We start from the raw sequence: 24,897 nt of genomic DNA, 5'->3' as shown, positions 1-24,897 counted from the left end.
CCTTGAACTACCGATCCCCAAGGGAATTTCGGCGGCGCAAACAGGCAGCAAAATTAGCGTGAGTCCCTGTACTCAGATGCGGGGAGCAGACCAGACTGGACATGATCTGGGCTTCGTGGGACGCAGTGATGGCGTGGTGCAATCATCGTCCTTCAGAAATTTCCTGTCACCAGACTAAAGGTAGGCAGACACAGCCGGCCGTCAGGTTGTTGCGGCCCGCGCCGTTTCCAGCGTACCCGCGGTGTTTCCGGGCACCTCCTCGATCAGCGAGATCACCGTCCAGCCCGTGTCCGGCTGCTGCGGACGCTCGGGGCTGGCGATCCGCAGACGGCCGTTGGGGTCCCTGGCGAACAGCAGCAGGGCGCGGTCGCCGTGCAGGGCCTGGTAGTCCTGCCAGCCGAAGTTCTCGCTGAGCAGCGTCGAGCGGACTTCCGCGCCGCGGGCAATCAGGCCCGCCATCTGCGGGTAGGTGATGGTCGTCTGGCCCAGCGCTCTGCCGCGATGGCGGTCGCTGACGCGGTGCTTCTCGCTGCGCCGGCTGTCCTGGCTGCTGGGCAGGATGAAGCGCTGGCGCGGGTTGAACTCGTGGCGGAAGCTCATGCACATCAGCGCATTGAGCTCGGCATTGGGCGACAGGGCCAGCAGGTGGCCCAGGCCGATCAGGTCCAGGTGCGCCTCGGCGTGCTGCGATGCCGGGTTGCCGAAATAGGTGGGCAGGTTGTCCATGCGCGCGGCGCGGGTGTTCTCCCAGCTCGAATCGGTCAGCAGCACCTTCACCCCGGCGTTCTGCAGGCCGCTGCCGATGGCGCGGGCTACCGGGTTGGCGCCGATGATGAGGAAACCGGTGGGCACCGGTTCGGCGACCCTCAGCAGGCGGGCCAGCGGCCGCGCGGTGGCGCTTTGCAGGATCACCGTGCCGATGATCACCAGGAAGGTCAGCGGCACCAGCACGCCGGCCTGGGCGTGGCCGGCTTCCTGCAGGCGGATGGCGAAGATCGCCGAGACGGCGGCGGCGACGATGCCGCGCGGGGCGATCCAGCTCAGCAGCGCTCGCTCGCGCCAGTTCAGCGCCGAGCCGGCGGTAGCGACCAGCACGTTCAGGGGGCGGGCGACGAACTGGATCAGCGCCAGCACCAGCAGGGCGATCGGTCCCAGGCCCAGCAGTGCCGGCAGGTCCAGCCGTGCCGCCAGCAGCACGAAGAGGCCGGAGATCAGCAGCACGCTGAGGTTCTCCTTGAAGTGCAGGATGTGCCGCACATCGACGCCCTGCATGTTGGCCAGGCGCAGGCCCATCACGGTCACTGCCAGCAGGCCGGACTCGGACATCAGCGTGTTGGAGAGGACGAACACGCCCAGCACGACCGACAGCGAAGCCAGGTTGTGCAAATAATCCGGCAGCCAGTGGCGACGCAGCGCCACCCCCAGCGCCTGGCCGCCCAGCAGGCCGGCGACGATGCCGGTGCCGATCACGCTGAAGAAGGTCCGCAGGCTGTCCATCCAGCCGGAACCGGCGTCGCTGGCGGCGATGAAGGTGTAGACCACCACGGCGAGGATGGCGCCGATGGGGTCGATGACGATGCCTTCCCAGCGCAGGATGTTGGCGATGGTCGCGTTGGGGCGGACCACGCGCAGCATCGGCACGATCACCGTCGGCCCGGTGACCAGGGTCAGGGTGCCGAACAGCAGCGCCATTTCCCAGGTGAAGCCCAGCAGGTAGTGGGTGGCCAGGGCGATCACGGCCCAGGTGATCAGTGCGCCGACGGTGACCATGCGCCGCACCACGGTGCCGATTTCCTTCCATTCGTCCAGGTGCAGGGTCAGGCTGCCTTCGAACAGCACCAGGGCGACGGCGAGCGATACCAGCGGGAACAGCAGCGGGCCGAACAGGGCTTCGGGCGACAGCAGATGAAGGATCGGTCCTACCAGGATGCCGCTCAGCAGCAGGAACAGGATCGCCGGCAGGCGCAGGCGCCAGGCCAGCCACTGGCTGGCAAGGGAGGCGGCGCCGATCCCGGCGAGGGCGTAGTAGGTGCTGTGTTCATCCATGGAGCGACGGATTCCTGGCTGGGTCAGTAGAGAACGGCTTGGAGGATATGAAAGACTAAAGGTGCCGCTTTTTCCTCAGACCCGATGCCCGATGACGCCGCTTGCCCATCCCTCCATTGATCGCTTCCTCGACGCCCTCTGGCTGGAGAAGGGGCTTTCCGACAATACCCGCAGCGCCTATGGCAGCGACCTGGCCCTGTTCAACGGCTGGCTCGATCAGCGCGGCGTGGCGCTCCAGGCCGCCGGCCGCGACGTCATTCTCGACCACCTGGCCTGGCGTCTGGGCGAGGGCTACAAGGCCCGCTCCACGGCGCGCTTTCTCTCCGGGCTGCGGGGGTATTACCGCTATTGCCTGCGCGAGGGGCTGATCGCCGAGGACCCGACGCTGCTGGTGGACCTGCCGCAACTGGGCAAGCCGCTGCCCAAGTCGCTGTCCGAGGCAGATGTCGAGGCGCTGCTGGGGGCGCCGGAGACCGACGATCCGCTCGGCCTGCGCGACCGCACCATGCTCGAGGTGCTCTACGCCTGCGGCCTGCGGGTCAGCGAGCTGGTCGGGCTGACCCTGGAACAGGTGAACCTGCGCCAGGGCGTGGTCCGCGTCCTCGGCAAGGGCAGCAAGGAGCGCCTGGTGCCGCTGGGGGAGGAGGCCATCCGCTGGATCGAGCGCTACGTGCGCGAGGCTCGCGGCGACCTGCTGGCGGGCAAGCCCAGCGACGTACTGTTCCCCAGCCTGCGCGGCGAGCAGATGACCCGCCAGACCTTCTGGCACCGCATCAAGCTGCACGCGAAGGTCGCCGGTATCGGCAAGAGCCTGTCGCCGCACACCCTGCGCCATGCCTTCGCCACCCATCTGCTCAACCACGGCGCCGACCTGCGCGTGGTGCAGATGTTGCTGGGTCACAGCGACCTGTCGACCACGCAGATCTACACCCACATCGCCCGTGCTCGCCTGCAGGACCTGCACGCTCAGCACCATCCCCGCGGGTGAGCGGGGGCTCTGCAACGCATGCGTTGCCCCGCGAACGCCGGGCCATGGATGGCCGGGCCGGGGTTGAACTTGAGCAGTCGGTCTCGACAGGGACGTCTACACCTTGTTCGATCTTTGTGATCCAGCCGCATGCAGTACCGCTACACCGAAGCTTCCCGCTACAGCCTGCGGCTCGGCCTGGACCGCCCGGTGTGGTAGTCTTCGCCGACTGACTTCAGGAGTTCTCCATGCGTTTGTCCCGACTTCTGGCTGGTGTGGCCGTTGGCCTCGTCAGCACCCTCGCCCTGGCTGCCGAACCGGACCAGGCGATCCGCAGCACCCTGCAATCCCTGCAGCCTGACCTGCCCATCGAAAACATCTCCAAGGGCCCCCTGGATGGCATCTACCAGGTGCAGCTCAAGGGTGGCCGCATTCTGTACGCCAGCGCCGATGGCCAGTTCGTCGTGCAGGGCAATATCTACCAGGTCAAGGACGGCAAACCGACCAACCTGACCGAGAAGGCCGAGAGCGCCGGGGTGGCCAAGACCATCAACGCCATCGCCGCCAAGGACATGGTGGTGTTCCCGGCCAAGGGCGAGACCAAGGCGCACATCACCGTCTTCACCGACACCACCTGCCCGTACTGCCAGAAGCTCCACGCCGAAGTGCCGGAACTGCAGAAGCAGGGCATCGAGGTGCGCTACCTGGCCTTCCCGCGCCAGGGGCCGAACTCGCCGGGTGACCAGCAGTTGCAGGCCGTGTGGTGCTCCAAGGACCGCCAGTCGGCCATGAGCGACATGTTCCACGAGAAGGAAGTGAAGGCCGCCAAGTGCGAGAACCCGGTGGACGTGCAGTTCGCCCTGGGCCAGATGGTCGGTGTGCAGGGCACCCCGGCGATCATCCTCGCCGACGGCACCATGCTGCCGGGCTACCAGCCAGCCGGGCAGATCGCCAAGCTGGCCCTGGAAGCCAAGTGAGCCGCGGGCTTCGCCCGGATTGACTAATAGGGAACCGCTTCGTAATGTTCGGTTCCTTTTGACTAGGGAACAGGCGCTGCGCCTGTTCTGACCTGGTGCCTGCTGCCATGCCCGCCTCGTTGCGGGCATCGGCGTCTCAGGCACCCCGATGCTGTAATCATGGGGAGTTCAGCGTGAAACCGGTGAAAGTGGGAATCTGTGGGTTGGGTACCGTCGGTGGCGGTACCTTCAATGTACTCAAACGCAACGCCGAGGAGATTGCCCGCCGTGCCGGGCGTGGTATCGAGGTTGCGCAGATTGCCGCCCGTCGCCCCAACCCGAAGTGTGAAACCGGCAGTACCCCCATTACCGCCGACATCTTCGACGTGGCGAACAACCCGGAAATCGACGTGGTCATCGAGCTGATCGGTGGCTATACCCTGGCCCACGAGCTGGTGCTCAAGGCCATCGAGAACGGCAAGCACGTGGTCACCGCGAACAAGGCGCTGATCGCCGTGCACGGCAACGAAATCTTCGCCAAGGCCCGCGAGAAGGGCGTCATCGTCGCCTTCGAAGCCGCCGTGGCCGGTGGCATCCCGGTGATCAAGGCGATCCGCGAGGGCCTGGCCGCCAACCGCATCAACTGGCTGGCCGGCATCATCAACGGCACCGGCAACTTCATCCTCACCGAAATGCGCGAGAAAGGCCGCGCCTTCGCTGACGTGCTGAAGGAAGCCCAGGCGCTGGGCTACGCCGAAGCCGACCCGACCTTCGACGTCGAAGGCATCGATGCCGCGCACAAGCTGACCATCCTGGCGTCCATCGCCTTCGGCATCCCGCTGCAGTTCGACAAGGCCTACACCGAAGGCATCACCCAGCTGACCACCGCCGACGTGAACTACGCCGAGGCGCTGGGCTACCGCATCAAGCACCTGGGCGTCGCCCGCCGTACCGACAAGGGTATCGAGCTGCGCGTGCACCCGACCCTGATCCCGGCCGACCGCCTGATCGCCAATGTGAATGGCGTGATGAACGCCGTCATGGTCAATGGCGATGCCGCCGGTTCGACGCTGTTCTACGGCGCCGGCGCCGGCATGGAGCCAACCGCATCCTCGGTGGTCGCCGACCTGGTGGACGTGGTTCGCGCCACGACCTCCGACCCGGAGAACCGCGTGCCGCACCTGGCCTTCCAGCCGGACTCGCTCTCCGACCACCCGATCCTGCCGATCGACGCCTGCGAAAGCGCCTACTACCTGCGCATCCAGGCCAAGGACCATCCGGGCGTACTGGCCCAGGTGGCGACCATCCTCTCCGAGCGCGGCATCAACATTGAATCGATCATGCAGATGGAAGTCGAAGAGCATGACGGTCTGGTGCCGATGATCCTGGTTACCCACCGCGTGCTCGAGTCCCGCATCATCGAAGCTATCGCCGCGCTGGAAGCGCTGGATGACGTCGTCGGCAATGTCGTACGCATCCGCGTCGAACAACTGAATTAATCGGGCTGCAGGCCACTGGCTGCAGGCCGCAGGCTTATCCGCCTGTAGTCTGCAGCTTGCGGCCTGAAGCCAAAACCGAAGGTTTTGATCTATGCGCTACATCAGTACCCGCGGCCAGGCGCCCGCGCTGAACTTCGAAGACGTGCTGCTGGCCGGTCTTGCCAGTGACGGCGGCCTCTACGTGCCGGAAAACCTGCCGCGCTTCACCGTCGAGGAGATCGCTTCCTGGGCCGGCCTGCCGTACCACGAGCTGGCCTTCCGGGTGATGCGCCCATTCGTGGCTGGCAGCATTGCCGATGCCGACTTCAAGAAGATCCTCGAAGAGACCTACGGTGTCTTCGCCCACAACGCCGTGGCGCCGCTGCGCCAGCTGAACGGCAACGAGTGGGTGCTGGAGCTGTTTCACGGCCCGACCCTGGCCTTCAAGGACTTCGCCCTGCAACTGCTCGGCCGCCTGCTCGACCACGTGCTGACCAAGCGCGGCGAGCGCGTGGTGATCATGGGCGCCACCTCCGGCGACACCGGCTCGGCCGCCATCGAAGGCTGCAAGGCCTGCGAGAACGTCGACATCTTCATCATGCACCCGCACAACCGTGTGTCCGAGGTGCAGCGCCGGCAGATGACCACCATCCTGGGCGAGAACATCCACAACATCGCCATCGAAGGCAACTTCGACGACTGCCAGGAAATGGTCAAGGCCAGCTTCGCCGACCAGGGCTTCCTCAAGGGCACCCGTCTGGTGGCGGTGAACTCGATCAACTGGGCGCGGATCATGGCCCAGATCGTCTACTACTTCCACGCCGCCCTGCAGCTCGGCGCACCGGCCCGTTCCGTGGCCTTCTCGGTGCCCACCGGCAACTTCGGCGACATCTTCGCCGGCTACCTGGCGCGCAACATGGGCCTGCCGATCAGCCAGCTGATCGTCGCGACCAACCGCAACGACATCCTGCATCGCTTCATGTCCGGCAACCGCTACGACAAGGACACCCTGCACGCATCGCTGTCGCCGTCCATGGACATCATGGTCTCGTCCAACTTCGAGCGCCTGCTGTTCGACCTGCACGGCCGCAACGGCAAGGCCGTCGCCGAGCTGATGGACAACTTCAAGGCTACCGGCAAGCTGGCGGTCGAGGATGATCGCTGGACCGAAGCGCGCCGCCTGTTCGATTCCCTGGCGGTGAGCGACGAGGCAACCTGCGAGACCATTTCCCAGGTCTTCGCCGAGTCTGGCGAGCTGCTGGATCCGCACACCGCCATCGGCGTACGCGCCGCTCGCGAGTGCCGCCGCAGCCTGTCCGTGCCCATGGTGACCCTGGGTACTGCGCATCCGGTGAAGTTCCCGGAAGCGGTGGAGAAGGCCGGCATCGAGGCGGTTCCGGCACTGCCGGCGCACCTGGCCGACCTGTTCGAGCGTGACGAGCGCTGCACCGTACTGGCCAACGATCTGGCCAAGGTCCAGGCCTTCGTCAGCGCCCACGGCAATCGCGGCAAGCCGCTCTGAAGCGCGCATCGCCGTTGTAGAAAGCCCGCCTTCTGGCGGGCTTTTTCATGTCAGGAACAGCGGGTCTGAAATATGCCGTCATGACCAACGGTACTGAAACCGGCGAACTTTATCGCCGAACGTGCGGTCTTTTCCCTGTGCTTTTTCATTTCGCAACAAGGAGATACGCATGGACCGGCTGAGCGCCCTGCTGACCGAGACCTTCGCTCCCTACGCCCCTTCCCTGGGCCCGGCGCGCCCCGATGGTGGCCGCATCCTGACCCTGACCAATGTCGACGGAGAGGTGATCCTGCGGCGAGTCATCGAAGGCCAGCATCTGGCCGACCATGAGCAGAGCGAGGAGGCGGTACAGACCATCCGCCGTGACCTGCTGATCTCCGAAGGCCGCATGGAGGACGATGTGGTCTCGCAGTTGCGCCAGCGTGCCCAGGTACTGAGCTACGGCACCTGATCGGCCTGCGCTGACAACGCCGCCCACCGGGCGGCGTTTTCATTTGTGCGCTGGATGCCTATAGCCGGCCCAGGTACTTCAGGCGCGAGCGGATGCCACCGTTGGTGCGCCCATGCTCACGGGCGATGCTGGCGACCGACTCGCCGGCCTCGAAGCGCTGCAGCAGCACGGCTTCCTCTTCCGCCTGCCAGGGTTTGCCCGCCTGCTCCGGCAGGCTGCGCGGCCTTGGCGGTGGCGCTTCCAGCGCCTGGATGGCGTGGAACAGGGCGCGGATCACTTCCGGCCGCTGGCAGGCATCATCGTCGGCCAGGGGCTCGTCGTGGTGGGGATCGATGCCGTGGGCCAGCTTGCGCAGCACGGTCAGCGATTCGGTGGCGTAGTCGACGCTCATGGCGGCTCTCCTTGTTGTATCCGCCGATGCTTGGCGAGCCCTGATCGATTGTCTGTCGGATGCAGCGGGAGATGCGGCGGAAACGGCGGAGGCGCTGTAGGAGCGAGCTTGTTGGAGAACGGATTTATTGTCAGCGCCGTCGTTGGGGAGTGGTTCGCGAGCAGGCTCGCTCCTGCAAGAACGGTGCGGTCCGCTCACCAATAAAAAACGGCCCCGAAGGGCCGTTTTCAGCGCAGCGAAGGGATCAGCCGCCCAGGTACGCGTCACGCACCTTGGGGTTCACCAGCAGGTTGGCGCCGGTATCCTGCATGACGATACGACCGTTCTCCAGCACATAGCCGCGGTCGGCGAGCTTCAGCGCCTGGTTGGCGTTCTGCTCGACGAGGAAGACGGTCACGCCTTCCTGGCGCAGCTGTTCGACGATGTCGAAGATCTGCTGGATGATGATCGGCGCCAGGCCCAGCGACGGCTCGTCGAGCAGCAGCAGCTTGGGCTTGCTCATCAGCGCACGGCCGATGGCGAGCATCTGCTGCTCGCCGCCGGACATGGTGCCGCCACGCTGGCTGAAGCGTTCCTTCAGACGCGGGAAGAGCGCCAGGACCTTGTCCATCTGCTCCTGGTAGTCTCCCTTGCTGGTGAAGAAACCGCCCATGGCGAGGTTCTCCTCCACGGTCAGGCGGGCGAACACGCGACGGCCTTCGGGCACGACGGCGATGCTCTTGCGCATGATCACCGAGGATTCCTTGCCGACCAGCTCCTCACCCATGTAGGTGATGCTGCCGGAGGAGGCGCGCGGCGAGCCGCACAGAGTCATCAGCAGGGTCGACTTGCCGGCGCCGTTGGCGCCGATCAGGGTGACGATCTCGCCCTGCTGGACTTCCATGCTGACGTCGTGCAGCGCCTGGATCTTGCCGTAGAAGGTGGAAACCTTGTCGAACTTCAGCATGACTCAGGACTCCCCCAGATAGGCTTTGATCACATCCGGGTTGCCGCGGATCTGCTCCGGGGTGCCGTCCGCCAGGGGCGTGCCCTGGTTGATCACGTAGATATGGTCGGAAATGCTCATCACCAGCTTCATGTCGTGCTCGATGAGCAGGACGGTGACGCCGTGCTCGGAGCGCAGCATGGCGATCAGCGCCTTGAGGTCCTCGGTTTCCCGCGGGTTCAGGCCGGCTGCCGGCTCGTCCAGCATCAGCAGCTGCGGACGGGTCATCATGCAGCGGGCGATCTCCAGGCGGCGCTGCTGGCCGTAGGCGAGGGTGCCCGCCGGGCGGTTGGCGATGTCCTTGAGATTGACGATTTCCAGCCAGTGCGAGGCGTAGTCCAGGGCCTCGGCTTCCGCGCGACGGAAGGCCGGGGTCTTGAGCAGGCCGGAGAGGAAGTTGGTGTTGATGTGCCGGTGTTGCGCTACCAGCAGGTTCTCCACCGCGGTCATCTCCTTGAACAGACGCACGTTCTGGAAGGTCCGCACCACGCCCTTGTGGGCGATCTTGTGGCCCGGCAGGCCCTGGATCGGCTCGCCGCGCAGCAGGATCTCGCCACCGGTGGGGGCGTAGAAGCCGGTCAGGCAGTTGAACACGGTGGTCTTGCCGGCGCCGTTGGGGCCGATCATCGAGATCACCTGTTTCTCTTCGACCTTCAGCGCCACGTTGTTGACGGCCAGCAGACCGCCGAAGCGCATGGTGAGGCCGGCTACTTCAAGAATCGGTCGGCTCATTTGCGCAACTCCAGGTGCGGGCGCTGCATGGGCAGAAGCCCCTGCGGACGCCAGATCATCATCAGCACCATGAGGGCGCCGAACATCAGCATGCGGTACTCGCTGAACTCACGCATCAGTTCGGGCAGCAGGATCATCACCACGGCGGCCAGGATGACGCCGAGCTGGGAACCCATGCCACCCAGCACCACGATGGCGAGGATGATGGCCGATTCGATGAAGGTGAACGACTCCGGCGTGACCAGGCCCTGGCGCGCGGCGAAGAAGCTGCCGGCGAACCCGGCGAAGCAGGCACCCAGGGTGAACGCGGAGAGCTTGATCAGCGTCGGGTTCAGACCCAGCGCACGGCAGGCGATCTCGTCTTCGCGCAGGGCTTCCCAGGCGCGGCCCAGGGGCATGCGCAGCAGACGGTTGATCACGAACAGCACCAGCAGCACCAGCAGCAGCGCGACCAGATAGAGGAATACGACCTTGTAGTTCGAGTTGTAGGCGATGCCGAAGAACTCGTGGAAGGTCTGCATCCCCTCGGGGGCACGGCGCTCGAAGGTCAGGCCGAACAGGGTCGGCTTGTCGATGTTGCTGATGCCGTTGGGACCACCGGTCAGCTCGGTCATGTTGCGCAGCAGGATGCGGATGATCTCGCCGAAGCCCAGGGTCACGATCGCCAGGTAGTCACCGCGCAACCTCAGCACCGGGAAACCGAGGATGAAGCCGAAGAACGCGGCCATCAGGCCGGCCAGCGGCAGGCATACCCAGAAGCCCAGGCCGTAGTAGTGCGACAGCAGCGCGTAGCTGTAGGCGCCCACGGCGTAGAAACCGACGTAGCCCAGGTCGAGCAGGCCGGCCAGGCCCACCACGATGTTCAGGCCCAGGCCCAGCAGCACGTAGATCAGGATCAGGGTGGCGATGTCCACCGCGCCGCGCGAGCCGAAGAACGGCCAGGCGAGGGCGATGAGGATCAGCACCATGATGATCTTGCGTTGCACGGAGGCGTGGGTCAGGCGTTCGGCGAGCTTGGTGTGCGGGTGCGACAAGGCTTGTTTCACGCTGCCGCCGAAGGCGAAGCGATCACGCACCAGTTGCCAGACGAAAATCAGCACGGCGCAAGCGCCGATGGTCCACAGACGCGTGGGGCTGACGTTCTCCAGTTGCAGGCCGATGCCGATCACGCTGAGCTTCAGGCCCAGCACCGGAAAGGCGACAGCCAGCACCAGCAGGGCGCTGAAGAATGCAGTCTTGAGTTTCTGGCTCATACCTTTTCCACCTCCGGGCGACCGAGCAGGCCGGTGGGGCGGAACAGCAGCACGAGTACCAGCAGGGTGAAGGCCACCACGTCCTTGTACTGGTCACCGAACACGTCGGCGCCGAAGGCTTCGGCCACGCCCAGCACCAGGCCGCCGAGCATGGCGCCCGGAATGCTGCCGATGCCACCCAGCACCGCGGCGGTGAACGCCTTGATGCCGGCGAGGAAGCCGATGTGCGGGTTGATCACGCCATACTGCAGGCCCAGCAGCACCGCGGCCACGGCGGCCAGGGTGGCGCCGATGACGAAGGTCAGGGCGATGATGTTGTTGGTGTTGATGCCCAGCAGGTTGGCCATCTTCAGGTCCTCGGCGCAGGCGCGGCAGGCGCGACCCAGGCGGGAACGGGAGATGAACATGGACAGGCCATACATGGTCAGCAGGGTGACGATGAAGATCAGCACCTGCATGTACGAGATGGTCACGCCGGTCATTTCGTCGGCGCCGATCACGAAGTTGCCCGGCAGCAGGTTGGGGATTGCCTTGTCCTTGGAATCCTGGGCCAGCAGAACCTCGTTCTGCAGGAAGATCGACATGCCGATCGCCGAGATCAGCGGGATCAGCCGGTTGCTTCCGCGCAGGGGCCGATAGGCGATGCGTTCGATGGTATAGCCGTAGGCACTGGTAACAATGATGGCTGCGGCGAAGGTGCAGATGATGACGACAGGAAGACTCACGATTCCCATCATCGCCAGCCCCGTGATCACGATGAAGGCCACGTACGAGCCAATCATGTACACCTCGCCATGGGCGAAGTTGATCATGCCGATGATGCCGTAGACCATGGTGTAGCCGATGGCGATCAGGGCATAGGTGCTGCCGACGGTGAGGCCGTTGATCAGCTGTTGCAGGTAGTGATAGAGCTCAGGCATTACCTAACTCCTCGGGCGTCGCGTGAAGCGGCGCTTGTGGCGCGACGGACCCCCGGAATACTCGGATAAACAAAGCCCACTGCGTGGGCAGTGGGCTTTGTGTGGCGGCGGGTGGCTTACTTGGCTTCGGTCTTGGTGCCGTCCTTGTGCCACTGGTAGACCACGAAGTTGAAGTTCTTCAGGTCGCCCTTCTCGTCGAAGGCCAGGTCACCGGTCGGGGTCGCGAAGGTGTTCGAGCGCAGGGCGGCGGCTACCTTGTCGGTGTCCTCGCTGCCGGCTTTCTTGATGCCTTCGGCGATGACCTGGACGGCGGCGTAGGCCGGGAACACGAACGGGCCGCTCGGGTCTTCGTTTTTCGCCTTGAAGGCGTCAACCAGGGCCTGGTTCTTCGGATCCTGGTCGAAGGACTTCGGCAGGGTCACGTAGAGGCCTTCGGAAGCCGGGCCGGCAATCGCGGAGATCTCTTTGTTACCCACGCCTTCGGGGCCCATGAAGCCGACTTTCAGGCCTTTCTCGGCCGCCTGGCGCAGGATCAGGCCCAGCTCCGGGTGGTAGCCGCCGTAGTAGACGAAGTCGACCTTGGCCTGCTTGAGCTTGGCGATCATCGCGGAGAAGTCCTTGTCGCCGGGGTTGATGCCTTCGAACAGGGCGACCTTGATGCCAGCGCCTTCCAGGGTCTTCTTCACGGCAGTGGCGATGCCTTCGCCGTACTGCTGCTTGTCGTGGATCACGGCCACGGTCTTGGGCTTGATGTGCTCGGCGATGAACTTGCCGGCGGTCGGGCCCTGCAGGCTGTCCAGACCGATGGTACGGAAGATCAGCTTGTAGCCGCGGGAGGTGATGTCCGGGCTGGTGGAGGCGGCGGTAATCATCAGCACGCCTTCGTCTTCGTAGATGTCCGAAGCCGGTTGAGTGGAGCTGGAGCACAGGTGGCCAACGACGAACTTGACGCCATCGTTGACGATCTTGTTGGCAACGGCCACGGCCTGTTTCGGATCGCAGGCGTCGTCGTAGACCACGCCCTCGAGTTGCTTGCCGTCGACGCCGCCGGCCTTGTTGATCTGCTCAATGGCCATCTTCGCGCCAATGAACTGCATCTCCCCATACTGGGCGACTGCGCCGGTCACAGGGCCCGCCAGAGCGATCTTGATGGTGTCTGCGGCCATGGAGAAGCTGGTCACGCCGGCCAGTGCCATGGCGGTGAACAGCTGGGAAAGACGCTGAGTACCCTTTTTCATAGTGCTCCACTCTTCTTGTGTTTTCGTTTTTGTAGTCCTGGTTGCCAGCGGCTCACCGGACCGGGATTGCCCCGGACAGACCCACCGGCAACTGTACCGGTACAGTGTAGAGTGCCGCTTGACCGCTTGAAAAGCGGGGGGCAGCGGGTCGATCGGGGGCATGTCGCATGATTGACACAAACATACAGAAAAACGGCGCTGTCCGAGTTCGCCCCGCAGGTTTTCCGACACCCTGGAAAACGCCGTCCGAACCTTGCCTGGCGCGGTCCCGGCGCTATCATGGCGCCGTTCGTTTACCAGGTGAGATCCATGACTGAACAAGCTAGCACCCTCTATGCCAAGTTGCTTGGCGAAACCGCGAAGATTTCCTGGCAGGAGCTCGCGCCCTTCTTCGCCCGCGGCAACCTGCTCAAGGTCGCGGGTTCCGCCGATCTGGTCGAGGTCGCGATCGGCGTCGCCGAGGACGACCAGGCGAAGGTGGCGGCCTGGCTTGCCAGCGGTGACCTGGCCAAGGTCGACGAAATCCAGGCGCAGGATTTCCACCAGCGCGATCCGGAACTCTGGGCGGTGGTCATCGCACCCTGGGTACTGGTGCAGGAAAGAGTTCGAAAGGATGTCCTGCACTGACACAGGGCGATTTCCAATTCACAAAGCGCGGCTAGACTGTCGGGATTCCAAAGAAGGAGATTCGCCATGTTCGAACCGGGCCATCTGCACCTCCAGGCCATGCCGGGACTGGATCAGCAGGAGATCGACGCTCACCTTTATTACGAGGTCCGCCAGGATGCGGCGAAGGGCGCCTACGTCCACTTCACCATGAAGGGCGAGATCGATGGCAACGCCTTCACCGAGGAGTGGGACATGCCCAAGGAGCAGGCCTTCAATTTCGCCAGCGACGCCACCCGCATCGCCCAGAAACACGGCCTGCACCCGCGCTTCGGCGCCGTGGTGCGCAATCACAAGGAGTACGACGCGATGTTCGAGGATATCCGTCAGAAACTCGGCACTCACCCGGGCGACCCGATCGACCTGGACAAGGTGATCCACGGCGGCGAGTGAGCCTTGCGCCAGACAGGACGCGTTCAGAAGAAAAGCCCGGCCATGTGCCGGGCTTTTGCTTTGTGACTCTATCGAGCCTCAGTGGGAGTAGCTGGGCGGTGGCGCAAAGCCTTGTTCGGCGGGGAATGCGCGGGAAGTCCCAGTGCTGGGGGCCTGCAGCGTAAACACGGCAACACCGATGGTGCCCAGGTTGCGCAGGTCGCCCGCCGGAGTATTGGCTGCGTATGCATCGCCCGGCTTGGCAAAGCGGAAGGCGGCGACTTCCGAGCGGCTCTTGCGGAATCCTTCGATCAGCAAGGTCTTGCCCGGATACAGGACATAGCCGCGGTTCCTGAAGCTGCCGGGTGAGCCATTGAGCACATCGATGCCATCTACGGTGCTGACGATTTCATAGGTGGTCGGCCCGTAATTGCTCAGCCAGATCTGGTAGCGCTCACCGACACGACCCTGCAACTGGCTGTGGTCGCTGTTCTGCGCAAGATCGAGCTTTTTCTCTTGCTCATCGAGAATGGCCAGGCCGATGCGCCCTCGATCAAGCTGAAGTTCCTTCACCTTGCGGCCTTCCGGCTGGCGGCCGGAGTATTGAATGATCTGCACGGCCAGCGGCTCCGTACTTTCCCGCGACAGGGCAACGCTGGTGGACCTGGATTCGATCCCCTCGCCCCACTGAGTGCCCAGGGCGTCGTTGGGTTCGGTGAGTTGGCGCGGCGATTGGGCTGTGCAGGCAGTAATGAGTGCTGCCAGCAACGCGAGAGCGAGCAGGCGCGAGAGCGAACGCATGGAATACCTCTGCAGGGATGGGGTGAGTGCGGGGAGGACGGGTCAGGGCGCCGTGGCAGAGGCAATATCGTGATCCACCCAAACTGAGGCAATGAGACTTTTCTGTTAAAGGTTTAGAAGCTCACCCAGCGCTGCCGCGCCCAGGCGCTCAGGCTGTCGACGCACAGCACCAGCAGCAGCATGGCGAGGATCACCGTCGCTGCCTGGGCCTGCTGGAACAGGCTGAGGCTGAAGTACAGCATCTGCCCCAGGCCGCCGGCGCCGACGAAGCCGAGCACGCTGGCCATGCGGATGTTGTTCTCCCAGCGATAGAGCATGTACGCCACCAGTTGCGGCCAGACTGCCGGCAGGGTGCCATAGGCGAATGCGGCGACGCGCCCGCCGCCGGCCAGGCGCACGGCTTCGGCCGGAGCGGTCGGGGTGTTCTCCAGCGCCTCGGCGAACAGCCGGCCGAGCACGCCGCCGGTGTGCAGCGCCAGGGCCAGGGTGCCGGCGTTCGGCCCCAGGCCGGCGGCCAGCACCATCAGCGCGCCCCAGACCAGCTCCGGCACCGCGCGCAGGGCATTGAGCAGCAGCCGCGACAGGCTCTGCGCTATGCGCCCGAAGCGCCCCGCCGCCGGCAGGGCGAGGAGCACGCCCAGCAGCGCCGCGAGCAGCGTGCCGATGGCCGACATGGCCAGGGTTTCCAGGGCGCCGCGGCCGACCGCTGAGAGGTGTGGCGCACTCAGGTCGGGCGAGAGGAAGTCGCGGCCGTAATCGAGCATCTGGCCGAGGCCGCGGGCGTCGAACAGTCCGCCGCTGTCCATCTCCAGGTAGGCGAAGGACGCGCCGATGGCGAGCAGGATCAGCAGCAGCCAGCCCAGGCTGCGCAGCAGGCCGCTCATTCGAGCCTCCCGCGCAGGAAGCGGCTGAGCAGGTCGGCGCCCAGCACCAGCACCAGGAAGGTCAGCAGGATGCTCGCCACTTCGCCGCCGGCGAACATGCGCAGCGACAGGTCGATCTGCTGGCCGAGGCCGCCGGCGCCGACGAAGCCCATCACCACCGAGGCGCGGATCGCACATTCCCAGCGGTAGACGGTGTAGGAGATCAGTTCCGCCGCCGCCGAGGGCAGCACGCCATAGGCGAAGGCCTGCAACCGCGAGCTGCCGCCCAGCAGCAAGGCACGGGTCGGGCGCGGATCGACCGATTCGAAGATTTCCGCGTAGACCTTGCCGAGCATGCCGCCGTAGGTGATGGCGATGGCCAGCACGCCAGCGGTCGGGCCCAGCCCCACGGCGCGGACGAACAGCAGCGCCCAGACGATTTCCGGGATGCTGCGCAGCAGGATCAGCAGCCCGCGCACCGGCCAGCGCAGCGCCCGCGCCCACCAGGCCGGCAGGCCGCCGCGGGGCAGGGCGGAGATCGACAGCGCGCGGGTCGCCAGCAGCGCGGCGGGGAAGGCGATCAACCACGCCAGCGCCATGCCGGCGGTGGCGATGGCCAGGGTTTCCAGGGTGGCGCGGCCGAGCAGGGCGAGGAATTCCTCGTCATGGGCCGGCGGCCAGAAGCCGCCGAGGAAGTTGGCCATGGTCCGCGCGTTGTCACCGCTGAACAGACCGGCGATATCCAGCTCGGACAGGCGCAGCCCCGGCCACAGCAGGGCCAGGGCGAGCAGGGTGAGCAGCAGGCGCGGCAGTGCCGCCGGGTCGCGGGGCGAGCTTTTGGAGAGAGCCGGGTTCAGCATCGCGGAATCTGCACCACCACGGGATCGCCCACCGACGCCGCGGCGTCCTGCCGGCCGAGCTGTTCGTTGGCATAAAGCGCGCGCAGGTCCTCGGGGCTGACGTTCGCCGCCGGCTTGTCGAAGGCGATGCGGCCGTCGCGCACGCCGACGATACGCGGGAAATGTTCCAGCGCCAGGTCTACCGCGTGCAGGCTGGCGACCAGCGTCACATCGCGATTCTGTACCTCCCGCGTGAGCACGCCGAGGGTGTGGCCGGCGAGCACCGGGTCCATGGCCGAGACGGGTTCATCGGCCAGCAATACTTCCGCCTGCTGGTACAGCGCGCGGGCGATGCCGACGCGTTGCAGCTGGCCGCCGGAGAGCTGGTCGCAACGTTCGAAGAGCTTGTCGGCCAGGTCCAGGCGTTGCAGCTCGCCACGGGCGCCGGCTCTGTCGACGGGGTAGAGCAGGCTGGCGAGACTTTTCCACAGCGGCCACTGGCCGAGGCGGCCGGCGAGCACGGCGGTGACCACGCGCTGACGTGGCGGCAGCGGCGGAGCCTGGTGCACCAGGGCAATGCGCGAACGCAAGCGTTGGCGCGCGGCACTGCTCAGCGCCCAGGGTTGGGCGCCAAGCAGCTCGTAACTGCCCGCAGCAGGTTTCAGCGCGGTGGCGAGGATGCGTAGCAGGGTGGTCTTGCCGGCCCCGGAGGGACCGATGATCGCCACCCGCTCGCCGGCTTCGACGCTGAGGTCGATGCCGGCGAGCGAGCGCTGGCCATTGGCGTGGATGTGCTCCACGCCGGTCAGTTTCAACGTCACTTCAGCAGGCCGGCGGCGCGGGCCGATTCCTCGATGCCCTTGTAGTTCTCCGGCTTGGTTTCGATGAAGCGGCTGGCCGCCTGCAGGTCGAGGATTTCCTTGTCACGTGGCTTGCTCGGGTCCAGCGCGAGGAAGGCTTTCTTGATCTTCTCGGCCAGGGCCGGATCGAGGTTGCCGCGCACGGTCCAGTTGTAGTCGTAGTAGGTCGGGGTGGTGGCGAAGACCTTCACCTTGTTAGTGTCGACCTTGCCGCTGTCCACCAGCTTCTGCCACACCGAGGCGTTGAGCACGCCCGCGTCGACCTTGCCGGCCTGGACCCAGGCGACGGTGGCGTCGTGGGCGCCGGAGTAGGCCACGCGGGAGAAGAACTGCTCGGGCACCACGCCGTCCTTCTGCATGAAGTAGCGCGGCATCAGGCTGCCGGAAGTGGACGATACCGAACCGAAGGCGAAGGTCTTGCCCTTGAGGTCCTGGATCGATTTCACGTTGGGGTCGGCGGTGATGAATTTGCTGGTGAACTGCTGGTCCTGCTCGCGCTGCACCAGGGGAATGGCATTGCCGGTCTTCAGGCGCGCCTGGACGAAGGTGAAGCCGCCCAGCCAGGCCATGTCCAGGCGATCCGAAGCCAGGGCTTCGACGACGCCGGCATAGTCGGACACCGGGATGAACTTCACCGGCATGCCCAGCTGTTCTTCCAGGTAGGCGCCCAGCGGCTTGAACTTGCGCAGCAGTTCGGTGGGGGCTTCATCGGGAATGGCCGAGACCTTCAGTTCCTTCAGCGTATCGGCGTGGGTGAGGACGGCGGACAGGGACAGGGCAAAACCGGCGGCGAGCGCCAGGGTGCGTTTCAGCATGGGGAGAGTTCTCCGGTTCAATGGCGGAAAAAACTCCGGGAGTATAGAGGCGGTACTCCTGTTTCGCAGCCCGCTTATGGTCCGCCGGGTCAACTTTGCGCCTGCTAGAATGCCGCACCCCGTGCCCGTCCTGCTGCCGAACTGGAGCTCATCCCATGTCGTCCCCTTTGCCATACCTTGCGTTTGCCGGCCTCGGCCTGATGGGCGTGCCCATGACGCGCCGCCTGCTCGCCGCCGGTTTCCCGCTGACCGTGTGGAACCGCTCCACCGGCAAGCGCGAACTGCTGGCCGCGGAAGGTGCCAAGGCGGTGGAAGCGCCCGCGCAGTTATGCGCCGCCGCTGAGGTGGTGATGCTCTGCCTGGCCGATACCGCCGCCGTGCGCGAGGTGGTGTTCGGTGCCGGCGGCATCGTCGAGAGCGCCCGCGCAGGACAAGTGCTGGTGGACTTCTCCAGCCTGGAACCGGCGGCCACCCGCGAGATGGCCGCCGAGCTGGAAGCGCGTACCGGCATGCGCTGGGTCGATGCTCCTGTTTCCGGTGGCACGCCGGGCGCCGAGGGCGGCACCCTGGCGATCATGGCTGGTGGCCGCGAGGAGGATATCGAGCGCGTGCGGCCGATCCTCGCCCATCTGGGTCAGCGTCTGACGCGCATGGGCGACGTCGGCGCCGGGCAGGTGACCAAGGTGTGCAACCAGATGATCGTCGCCTGCAACGCCCTGGTGATCGCCGAAGTGGTGGCGCTGGCGGAGAAATCCGGCGTCGATGCGAGCCTGATCGCCCCGGCCCTGGCCGGCGGTTTCGCCGACTCCAAACCCTTGCAGATCCTTGCCCCGCAGATGGCCGAAAGCCGCTTCGAACCGGTGAAGTGGCACGTGCGCACGCTGCTCAAGGACCTGGATACCGCCGTGAAGCTTTCCCGCGAGGAAGGCTCGGCCACGCCCATGAGCGGCCTCGCCGCGCAGCTGATGCGCCTGCATGGCAGCCAGGGCCATCTCGAACACGACCCGGCTACGCTGGTCGAGCAATACCGTCTTTCGAAGGAATCCCCGCAATGAAACTCTGCGCCAACCTGTCCCTGCTATTCACCGAAGTCCCGCTGCTGCAGCGCATCGACGCCGCCGCCAAGGCCGGCTTCGAGGGCGTGGAGATCCAGTTCCCCTACGACGTGCCCGCACCGGAGCTGAAGGCCGCGCTGGACGCCGCCGGCCTGCCGCTGGTGCTGATCAACCTGCCGGCCGGCGACCTGATGCAGGGTGGTCCGGGCCTCGCCGCGGTGCCGGAACGCGCGGAGGAGTTCGAAGCCGCGCTGGCCAAGGCGCTGGAGTACGCCAGCATCGTCAAGCCGCAGCACGTCAACGTGCTGGCAGGGCGGCTGGTGGAAGGGCAGGAGCGCGAGGTTGCGCTGCAGACCCTGGCCGAGCGCCTGCGCGCCACCTGCGATGCCTTCGCCGGCAGCGGCACCGATGTGCTGATGGAGGCCATCAACTGCCACGACATGAAGGACTTCCTGCTCAATACCCCCGAGCACCTGCAGGACATGCTCGAACGCGTGGCGCGGGAAAACCTGCGCGCGCAGCTGGACCTCTACCACATGGCGCGCATGGGCCTGGAACTGGTGGACTGCATCTACGCGCTGATGGGGCAGATCGGCCACGTGCAGTTCGCCGACTACCCCGAGCGCGGCGAACCGGGCTCGGGCGAGATGGAGTTCGAGGCGCCGCTGCAGGTACTCGATGACGTCGGCTACGACGGCTGGCTGGGCGCCGAGTACCGCCCCACCGGTACCACCGCCGACTCCCTGCGCTGGCTGCCGCGCTGGCGAGCGGGCAAGTTCGACTTCTGATCCAGCCTGTGGAATTCAGGCCTGGCTGCGCAGCAGCGCCGCGTCGCTGTCCTCGCGGTAGGCGCCGAGGAAGTCCACCAGCGCGGACAAGGGCAGGGGCCGGCTGAACAGGTAGCCCTGGGCCAGTTCGCAATGGTTCTCGCGCAGGAACGCCAGTTGCTGCGCATGCTCCACCCCTTCGGCGATCACCTTCAGGTGCAGCTTCTGCGCCATGGCGATGATCGCCTGGGCGATCTCGCTGTCGCGGCGTGATTGCGGTACGTCGCGGATGAACGAACGGTCCACCTTCAGGGCGTCCAGCGGCAGCTGGCGCAGGTAGGACAGCGACGAATAGCCGGTGCCGAAGTCGTCGATGGACAGGCTGACGCCCAGCTCGCGCAGGCGGTTGAGCAGCGGGATAGCCTGGCCGATGTTGGCCATCACGGCGTTCTCGGTGACTTCCATTTCCAGGAAGCGCCCGGACAGGCCGAACTCCTCCAGGGTGTGCTGCACCTCGTCCACCAGGCTGTCGCGGGTGAGGTTGCTGGCACAGCAGTTCACCGCCACGCGCAGGTCCGCATAGCCCAGTTGGTGCAGCTGGCGCAGGTCCTGGCAGGCGCGGCGCAGCACCCAGGAGTCCAGTGCGCCGATCAGGCCGTTGGCGGTCGCCAGGCCGATGAAGCGATCCGGTGTCAGCAGGCCGTGGGTCGGGTGCTTCCAGCGTACCAGCGCTTCGAGCTGTTCCACTTCGCCATGGTCGATGCGCAGGATCGGCTGGTAGTAGAGCACCAGCTCGTCGTCCCACAGCGCCTTGCGCAACTCCTCTTCCAGCTGCAGTTCCTGGGTGGCCTTGGTCTTCAGGTGTGGGCTGAAGAAGTGGGTGACGTTGCGACCGTTGCCCTTGGACTGGTAGAGCGCGAGGTCCGCGTGCTTGAGCAGTTCCTCGGGCTGTTCGCCGTCGTTGGGGAACAGGCTGATACCCACGCTCATGGTCATCACCAGGTTGCGCCCGGCGGTGCTGATCGGCTCCTTCATGCGTTGCATCAGGCGCTGCGAGAGAATGCGCGCCTCGTGGTCCTCGCCGAGGTCGGCGAGGATGCAAAATTCGTCGCCGCCGAAGCGCGCCAGCAGGTCGCTGCTGCGCAGGGCGCTGCGCAAGCGCTCGGAGACGATGCACAGCAGCTCGTCGCCGGCCGCGTGGCCGAGGGAGTCGTTGACCCGCTTGAAGTGGTCCAGGTCCAGCAGGATCACCGCCATGCCCTGGCCCTTCTCGCGGTTGCGCTGCAGGCGGGCGGCGAATTCCTCGTTGAGTGCGGTGCGGTTGTGCAGACCGGTCAGGCCGTCGAAGCGCGCCAGCTGCTGCAACGAGGCGTTGGCGTGGTCGAGCTGGCTGAGCAGGGCGTTGACCCGGCTCAGCTCGGTTTCCTTGCTCTGCAGGCTGTCCTCGATCCAGGCCGCCCAGAGCCCGGCGAGCACCACCGCCAGCGCCAGCAGGCCGACCATCAGGCCGAGCTGGATGGCGTTGTTGCGGCCGACGTCGGCCACCGGCACCACCCAGGTCGGCAGGGTCAGGGTCAGTGCCGCCATGCCGGTGAAGTGCATGCTGGAAATGGCGCCACCCAGCAGCAGACTGGCGAGAACCTGGTAGATCCACTGGCGGTTGGCTGGCTGGCGGTTGAGCACCGGCGCCAGCACCAGCGCGACGAAGGCCACCAGTACGGCCATCAGCACCGACAGGGTGACCAGCAACGGGTCGTAGTGCTGCATGGGCGGCGATTCGATGGCGGCCATGCCGGTGTAGTGCATGCCGGCGATGCTGGCGCCGATACAGCACGCCGCCAGCAGATACTGCAGCGGACTGAGACCGGCGTGGGCGAGCAGGCGCATGGCGATCACGCAGATGGCGATGGCGATGAGCAGCGACAGCAGGGTCAGGCCGCCGGAGAAGTGCAGCGGGACCGATGAGTGGAACGCCAGCATGGCGATGAAGTGCATCGACCATATGCCGCTGCCCAGGCAGATGCCGCCGACCCACTGCCAGCGGTGGGCGTGCTGCGGCGCGCGAACCATGCGAGCGGTGATGCTCAGGGCGACGAAGCTGGACACGCAGGCGATCAGGATGGCCAGCAGGACCAGTCCGGTATTGTGGGAACACTCCAGCAGCACAGCATCGGGTAAGGCGTCCTGGTGCCATTCCATGGGCGGGAAGCTCCGAATGTGGAGGGGTGGTATAGGAGCAAATTGATATCACTTTGGTGTGAGTCTAGAAAGTCGCTTACTGCTCGCAAGGACTGACAGTGCTTTCCGACAGACAGGGTATGGCCAGACGACGTACGGTCGTGCCAGATGGTGCCGCACACCTCAACACGGTCCGGTTGCAATGTTTTGTAGCGGACTTGACACTTTTTTGACTAATCGGCGGCTAGAGTGTCGCCGCTGGCCGGGAAGGCTGGCCGATCCTTTTCCTGTCTGCCTACCGATTCCAAGGAGTGCGCTCGATGTTCGAGGGCAAGCGCCGCCTCTTCCCCCAGGTCAGTTCGACACGACTGGTCCTGTTGTTCTCCCTGGCCCTGGTGCTGTTCTACAACTTCTCCACCTGGCGTGCGCTGAACAGCCTGGTGCCGATGCAAGGCCTGTGGGGCGTGGCGTTCTTCGCCTCCTTCGGGCTGTTCCTCTGGGCCGCCTTCAGCCTGCTGCTGACCCTGGTGTCCTTCCGCCCGCTGCTCAAACCGGCGCTGACCCTGGTGGCGCTGGTCTCCGCTGCCGCGGCGTATTTCATGAACTCCTACGGTGTCGTGATCGATACCGTGATGGTGCAGAACGTCATCGAGACCAACCCCGGTGAAGCCACTGCGCTGTTCAGCGGGCGTCTGGTCGCCTATCTGCTGCTGCTCGGCGTGCTGCCGGCGGCGATCATCTGGCTGACCCCGGTGCGCTACAGCCCGTTCTTCCGTGGCCTGCTGAACAAGGTGCTGGTGATCTTCGGCTGCCTGGTGCTGGTGGCGGTCTGCGTGGGTTCGTTCTATTCCACCTACGCCCCGGTGTTCCGCCAGGAAGAGAAGCTGACCCACTTCATCAACCCGACCAACTACATCTACGCGGTGAGCAAGTTCACCAAGCAGCGCCTGGGGATCAAGGAAAACCTGGTGGTGCAGCCCATCGGCGAGGACGCGCTGATGCCGCAGAAGGTGCGCGCCGACGGCAAGAAGTCGCTGATGATCTTCGTGGTCGGCGAGACCGCCCGTGCCGACCACTTCTCCCTCAACGGCTACGCCCGCGACACCAACCCGGAGCTGAAGAAGCTCGACATCGTCAACTTCACCAACGTCAGCTCCTGCGGCACTTCCACGGCGGTGTCGGTGCCCTGCATGTTCTCCAGGTTCCCCCGCGAGGACTACAGCGACAAGAAGGGCAAGACCAACCAGGGGCTGCTGGACATCCTCCAGCGCGTCGGCGTCTCGGTGCTCTGGCTGGACAACAACAGCGACTGCAAGGGCACCTGCCTGCGCGTACCCAACCGCGACATCTCGAAGAACCAGCCCGGCCCCTTCTGCGACGGCAACCGCTGCCTCGACGAAGCCCTGCTGCAGAACCTGCAGGCCTACATCGACGGCCTGCAGGATAACGCCATCATCGTCCTGCACGCCGACGGCAGTCACGGTCCGGAATACTACGACCGCTATCCGCAGTCGCTGGAGCGCTTCACTCCGGTGTGCCGCACCAACCAGCTGGGCAGCTGCAGCAGCGAGGAACTGGTGAACGTCTACGACAACACCATCCTCTACACCGACTTCTTCCTCTCCAAGGTGGTGGAACTGCTCAAGCAGAACCAGGAGCGCTTCGACACCTCGATGCTCTACGTCTCCGACCACGGCGAGTCGCTGGGCGAGAATGGCGTCTACCTGCATGCCGCGCCCTATGCCATTGCGCCGAAGGCGCAGACCCACGTGCCCATGGTGATGTGGTTCGGCAGCGGTGCGCTGGGCGGCATGGGCGTGGATCGCGGCTGCCTGGAGAAGAAGGCCGACGGTGGCGAGCTGAGCCACGACAACCTGTTCCACACCGTGCTTGGCGTCTACGGCGTGCAGACCAGCCTGTACCAGCCGGACCTGGACATCTTCCACTCCTGCAAACGCGACATGACCGCCGCGCAGTGAACTGACGGCGAGGCCTGAAAAAGGCCCTGCGGTTCGCACCGCAGGGCCTTATTTCTTTCCGGGCGCCGTTACTTGTCGCGGACCAGCAGCACCGGGCGGTTGCTGACGCGCAGCAGGCCTTCGGCCACGCTGCCCAGCATCAGGCGGCGCACGCCACGGCGACCGTGGGTGCCCATGACGATCACGTCGGCCTTGGCGGCTTCGGCTTCGATCTCGATGCGCTCGGCGATCTCCTCGCTGGCGCGTTCCTGGCAGACCCGCTCGAAGCTGGACTTGACCGGGAACTCGGCGATCTTTTCCTTGGCCTTGCCGAGGATGTCATCGGCTGCCTTCAGCGCGGCTTCGCGCAGCGGCTCGGGGTTGTAGTACACGGCGTAATCGGGCAGATGGCGCAGCGGGCTGTCGACGATGGTGATGACCCGCAACTCGCCGCCGCTCAGCTGGGCCAGCTTGGCCGCTTCGACCAGGGCCCGATCGGACACCGGACTGCCGTCCACCGCTACCAGAATGCGCTCGTACATGATGTGTTCCCTCAATGAGTGGCTTGGTAAGGAAACTCTATCCCCCCATGGGCGAGAATCCCTTGCGCAGCGTCAATGGTAGTCGGTGTGCCTGAAAGCGCTGGGAGTAGAGCGGCCGGTTTCGCTGATTGCGGAGCTTGCCTGTAGGTAGGAGCAACTGTCTTCTTCTGATCGTTTCGTGCCTTGGATTTTCCCTCTCCCTAACCCTCTCCCTGAAGGGAGAAGGGACTGGTTCGGTGCCG

At 65.4% G+C, this 24,897-nt stretch carries 24 protein-coding genes; 10 read left to right on the top strand and 14 right to left on the bottom strand.

What is annotated here, in order from left to right; translation table 11 throughout:
• Positions 1–201 precede the first annotated feature (201 nt).
• Positions 202–2,046 carry a cation:proton antiporter gene (locus HNP46_RS34590; RefSeq protein ID WP_184598533.1) on the bottom strand — a complete coding sequence of 615 codons (1,845 nt, stop codon included), beginning with the start codon at positions 2,044–2,046 and terminating at the stop codon, positions 202–204.
• Between the two features lie 91 nt (positions 2,047–2,137).
• Here HNP46_RS34590 and xerD point away from each other — a divergent pair, with 91 nt between their 5' ends.
• The 5 genes from xerD to HNP46_RS34565 all read left to right on the top strand — a co-directional run bounded on the left by xerD (position 2,138) and on the right by HNP46_RS34565 (position 7,420).
• Complete coding sequence (xerD, locus tag HNP46_RS34585; RefSeq protein WP_184598531.1) at positions 2,138–3,034, top strand: site-specific tyrosine recombinase XerD; 897 nt, start codon at positions 2,138–2,140, stop codon at positions 3,032–3,034.
• A 227-nt stretch (positions 3,035–3,261) separates the two neighbouring features.
• On the top strand, positions 3,262–3,990 hold the full coding sequence (locus HNP46_RS34580) for a thioredoxin fold domain-containing protein (protein ID WP_184598528.1): 729 nt from the start codon (positions 3,262–3,264) through the stop codon (positions 3,988–3,990).
• 173 nt (positions 3,991–4,163) lie between these two features.
• Positions 4,164–5,468 carry a homoserine dehydrogenase gene (locus HNP46_RS34575; protein ID WP_184598526.1) on the top strand — a complete coding sequence of 435 codons (1,305 nt, stop codon included), beginning with the start codon at positions 4,164–4,166 and terminating at the stop codon, positions 5,466–5,468.
• A 91-nt stretch (positions 5,469–5,559) separates the two neighbouring features.
• On the top strand, positions 5,560–6,969 hold the full coding sequence (gene thrC, locus HNP46_RS34570) for a threonine synthase (RefSeq protein ID WP_184598523.1): 1,410 nt from the start codon (positions 5,560–5,562) through the stop codon (positions 6,967–6,969).
• A gap of 169 nt (positions 6,970–7,138) precedes the next feature.
• A complete protein-coding gene (locus tag HNP46_RS34565) occupies positions 7,139–7,420 on the top strand; it encodes a DUF3509 domain-containing protein (RefSeq protein WP_184598520.1) in 282 nt (93 codons plus the stop codon).
• Between the two features lie 58 nt (positions 7,421–7,478).
• On the opposite strand, the gene HNP46_RS34560 is transcribed toward HNP46_RS34565, so the two are convergent.
• The 6 genes from HNP46_RS34560 to HNP46_RS34535 all read right to left on the bottom strand — a co-directional run bounded on the left by HNP46_RS34560 (position 7,479) and on the right by HNP46_RS34535 (position 12,939).
• Positions 7,479–7,811, bottom strand: coding sequence for a hypothetical protein (locus HNP46_RS34560; RefSeq protein ID WP_184598517.1), 333 nt, complete (start codon positions 7,809–7,811; stop codon positions 7,479–7,481).
• Positions 7,812–8,055: 244 nt separating this feature from the next.
• Positions 8,056–8,757, bottom strand: coding sequence for an ABC transporter ATP-binding protein (locus HNP46_RS34555; RefSeq protein WP_184598514.1), 702 nt, complete (start codon positions 8,755–8,757; stop codon positions 8,056–8,058).
• Between the two features lie 3 nt (positions 8,758–8,760).
• Positions 8,761–9,528, bottom strand: coding sequence for a high-affinity branched-chain amino acid ABC transporter ATP-binding protein LivG (livG, locus tag HNP46_RS34550; RefSeq protein ID WP_184598505.1), 768 nt, complete (start codon positions 9,526–9,528; stop codon positions 8,761–8,763).
• On the bottom strand, positions 9,525–10,781 hold the full coding sequence (locus tag HNP46_RS34545) for a high-affinity branched-chain amino acid ABC transporter permease LivM (RefSeq protein WP_184598502.1): 1,257 nt from the start codon (positions 10,779–10,781) through the stop codon (positions 9,525–9,527). The genes livG and HNP46_RS34545 overlap by 4 nt, the downstream gene beginning before the upstream one ends.
• Positions 10,778–11,701 carry a high-affinity branched-chain amino acid ABC transporter permease LivH gene (gene livH / locus HNP46_RS34540; protein WP_169937151.1) on the bottom strand — a complete coding sequence of 308 codons (924 nt, stop codon included), beginning with the start codon at positions 11,699–11,701 and terminating at the stop codon, positions 10,778–10,780. Before livH ends, HNP46_RS34545 begins: the two co-directional genes overlap by 4 nt.
• 116 nt (positions 11,702–11,817) lie before the next feature.
• On the bottom strand, positions 11,818–12,939 hold the full coding sequence (locus tag HNP46_RS34535) for a branched-chain amino acid ABC transporter substrate-binding protein (RefSeq protein ID WP_184598499.1): 1,122 nt from the start codon (positions 12,937–12,939) through the stop codon (positions 11,818–11,820).
• 309 nt (positions 12,940–13,248) lie between these two features.
• Here HNP46_RS34535 and HNP46_RS34530 point away from each other — a divergent pair, with 309 nt between their 5' ends.
• Complete coding sequence (locus HNP46_RS34530) at positions 13,249–13,566, top strand: DUF2288 domain-containing protein (protein WP_184598497.1); 318 nt, start codon at positions 13,249–13,251, stop codon at positions 13,564–13,566.
• 66 nt (positions 13,567–13,632) lie between these two features.
• Positions 13,633–13,998 (top strand): DUF5064 family protein, encoded by a 366-nt coding sequence (locus tag HNP46_RS34525; protein ID WP_184598494.1) that lies wholly within the window; start codon positions 13,633–13,635, stop codon positions 13,996–13,998.
• A gap of 78 nt (positions 13,999–14,076) precedes the next feature.
• Here HNP46_RS34525 and HNP46_RS34520 read toward each other — a convergent pair whose 3' ends face one another.
• The 5 genes from HNP46_RS34520 to HNP46_RS34500 form a co-directional block, all read right to left on the bottom strand.
• Positions 14,077–14,778, bottom strand: coding sequence for a hypothetical protein (locus tag HNP46_RS34520; RefSeq protein WP_184598492.1), 702 nt, complete (start codon positions 14,776–14,778; stop codon positions 14,077–14,079).
• A gap of 113 nt (positions 14,779–14,891) precedes the next feature.
• Positions 14,892–15,662, bottom strand: coding sequence for a phosphonate ABC transporter, permease protein PhnE (gene phnE / locus HNP46_RS34515; protein WP_184598489.1), 771 nt, complete (start codon positions 15,660–15,662; stop codon positions 14,892–14,894).
• Positions 15,659–16,501, bottom strand: coding sequence for a PhnE/PtxC family ABC transporter permease (locus tag HNP46_RS34510; protein WP_184598486.1), 843 nt, complete (start codon positions 16,499–16,501; stop codon positions 15,659–15,661). The genes phnE and HNP46_RS34510 overlap by 4 nt, the downstream gene beginning before the upstream one ends.
• Entirely contained in the window at positions 16,495–17,301 is an 807-nt protein-coding gene (locus tag HNP46_RS34505; protein ID WP_184598483.1) for a phosphonate ABC transporter ATP-binding protein, read from the bottom strand. Before HNP46_RS34505 ends, HNP46_RS34510 begins: the two co-directional genes overlap by 7 nt.
• Entirely contained in the window at positions 17,298–18,155 is an 858-nt protein-coding gene (locus HNP46_RS34500; protein WP_184598480.1) for a putative selenate ABC transporter substrate-binding protein, read from the bottom strand. Before HNP46_RS34500 ends, HNP46_RS34505 begins: the two co-directional genes overlap by 4 nt.
• A 155-nt stretch (positions 18,156–18,310) precedes the next feature.
• Here HNP46_RS34500 and HNP46_RS34495 point away from each other — a divergent pair, with 155 nt between their 5' ends.
• Together HNP46_RS34495 and HNP46_RS34490 are read left to right on the top strand one after the other, a co-directional pair.
• Entirely contained in the window at positions 18,311–19,210 is a 900-nt protein-coding gene (locus HNP46_RS34495; RefSeq protein ID WP_184598478.1) for an NAD(P)-dependent oxidoreductase, read from the top strand.
• Complete coding sequence (locus HNP46_RS34490) at positions 19,207–19,998, top strand: hydroxypyruvate isomerase family protein (RefSeq protein WP_184598475.1); 792 nt, start codon at positions 19,207–19,209, stop codon at positions 19,996–19,998. The genes HNP46_RS34495 and HNP46_RS34490 overlap by 4 nt, the downstream gene beginning before the upstream one ends.
• 15 nt (positions 19,999–20,013) lie before the next feature.
• Here the strand turns inward: HNP46_RS34490 and HNP46_RS34485 are convergent, their stop codons facing one another.
• Positions 20,014–22,176 carry a putative bifunctional diguanylate cyclase/phosphodiesterase gene (locus HNP46_RS34485; RefSeq protein ID WP_184598473.1) on the bottom strand — a complete coding sequence of 721 codons (2,163 nt, stop codon included), beginning with the start codon at positions 22,174–22,176 and terminating at the stop codon, positions 20,014–20,016.
• Between the two features lie 299 nt (positions 22,177–22,475).
• Here HNP46_RS34485 and HNP46_RS34480 point away from each other — a divergent pair, with 299 nt between their 5' ends.
• The gene (locus HNP46_RS34480) at positions 22,476–24,134 is read left to right on the top strand and encodes a phosphoethanolamine transferase (protein WP_184598470.1); all 1,659 of its coding nucleotides are present in this window, start codon (positions 22,476–22,478) and stop codon (positions 24,132–24,134) included.
• Positions 24,135–24,202: 68 nt separating this feature from the next.
• Here HNP46_RS34480 and HNP46_RS34475 read toward each other — a convergent pair whose 3' ends face one another.
• Entirely contained in the window at positions 24,203–24,655 is a 453-nt protein-coding gene (locus HNP46_RS34475; protein WP_184598468.1) for a universal stress protein, read from the bottom strand.
• Between the last annotated feature and the right edge of the window lie 242 nt (positions 24,656–24,897).

Origin of the sequence: Pseudomonas nitroreducens (genome assembly GCF_014204515.1) — a bacterium.
Classification (GTDB): domain Bacteria; phylum Pseudomonadota; class Gammaproteobacteria; order Pseudomonadales; family Pseudomonadaceae; genus Pseudomonas; species Pseudomonas nitritireducens_A.
The sequence above is the reverse complement of the archived record's forward strand: the minus strand, read 5'-3'. Positions and strand labels throughout refer to the sequence as shown.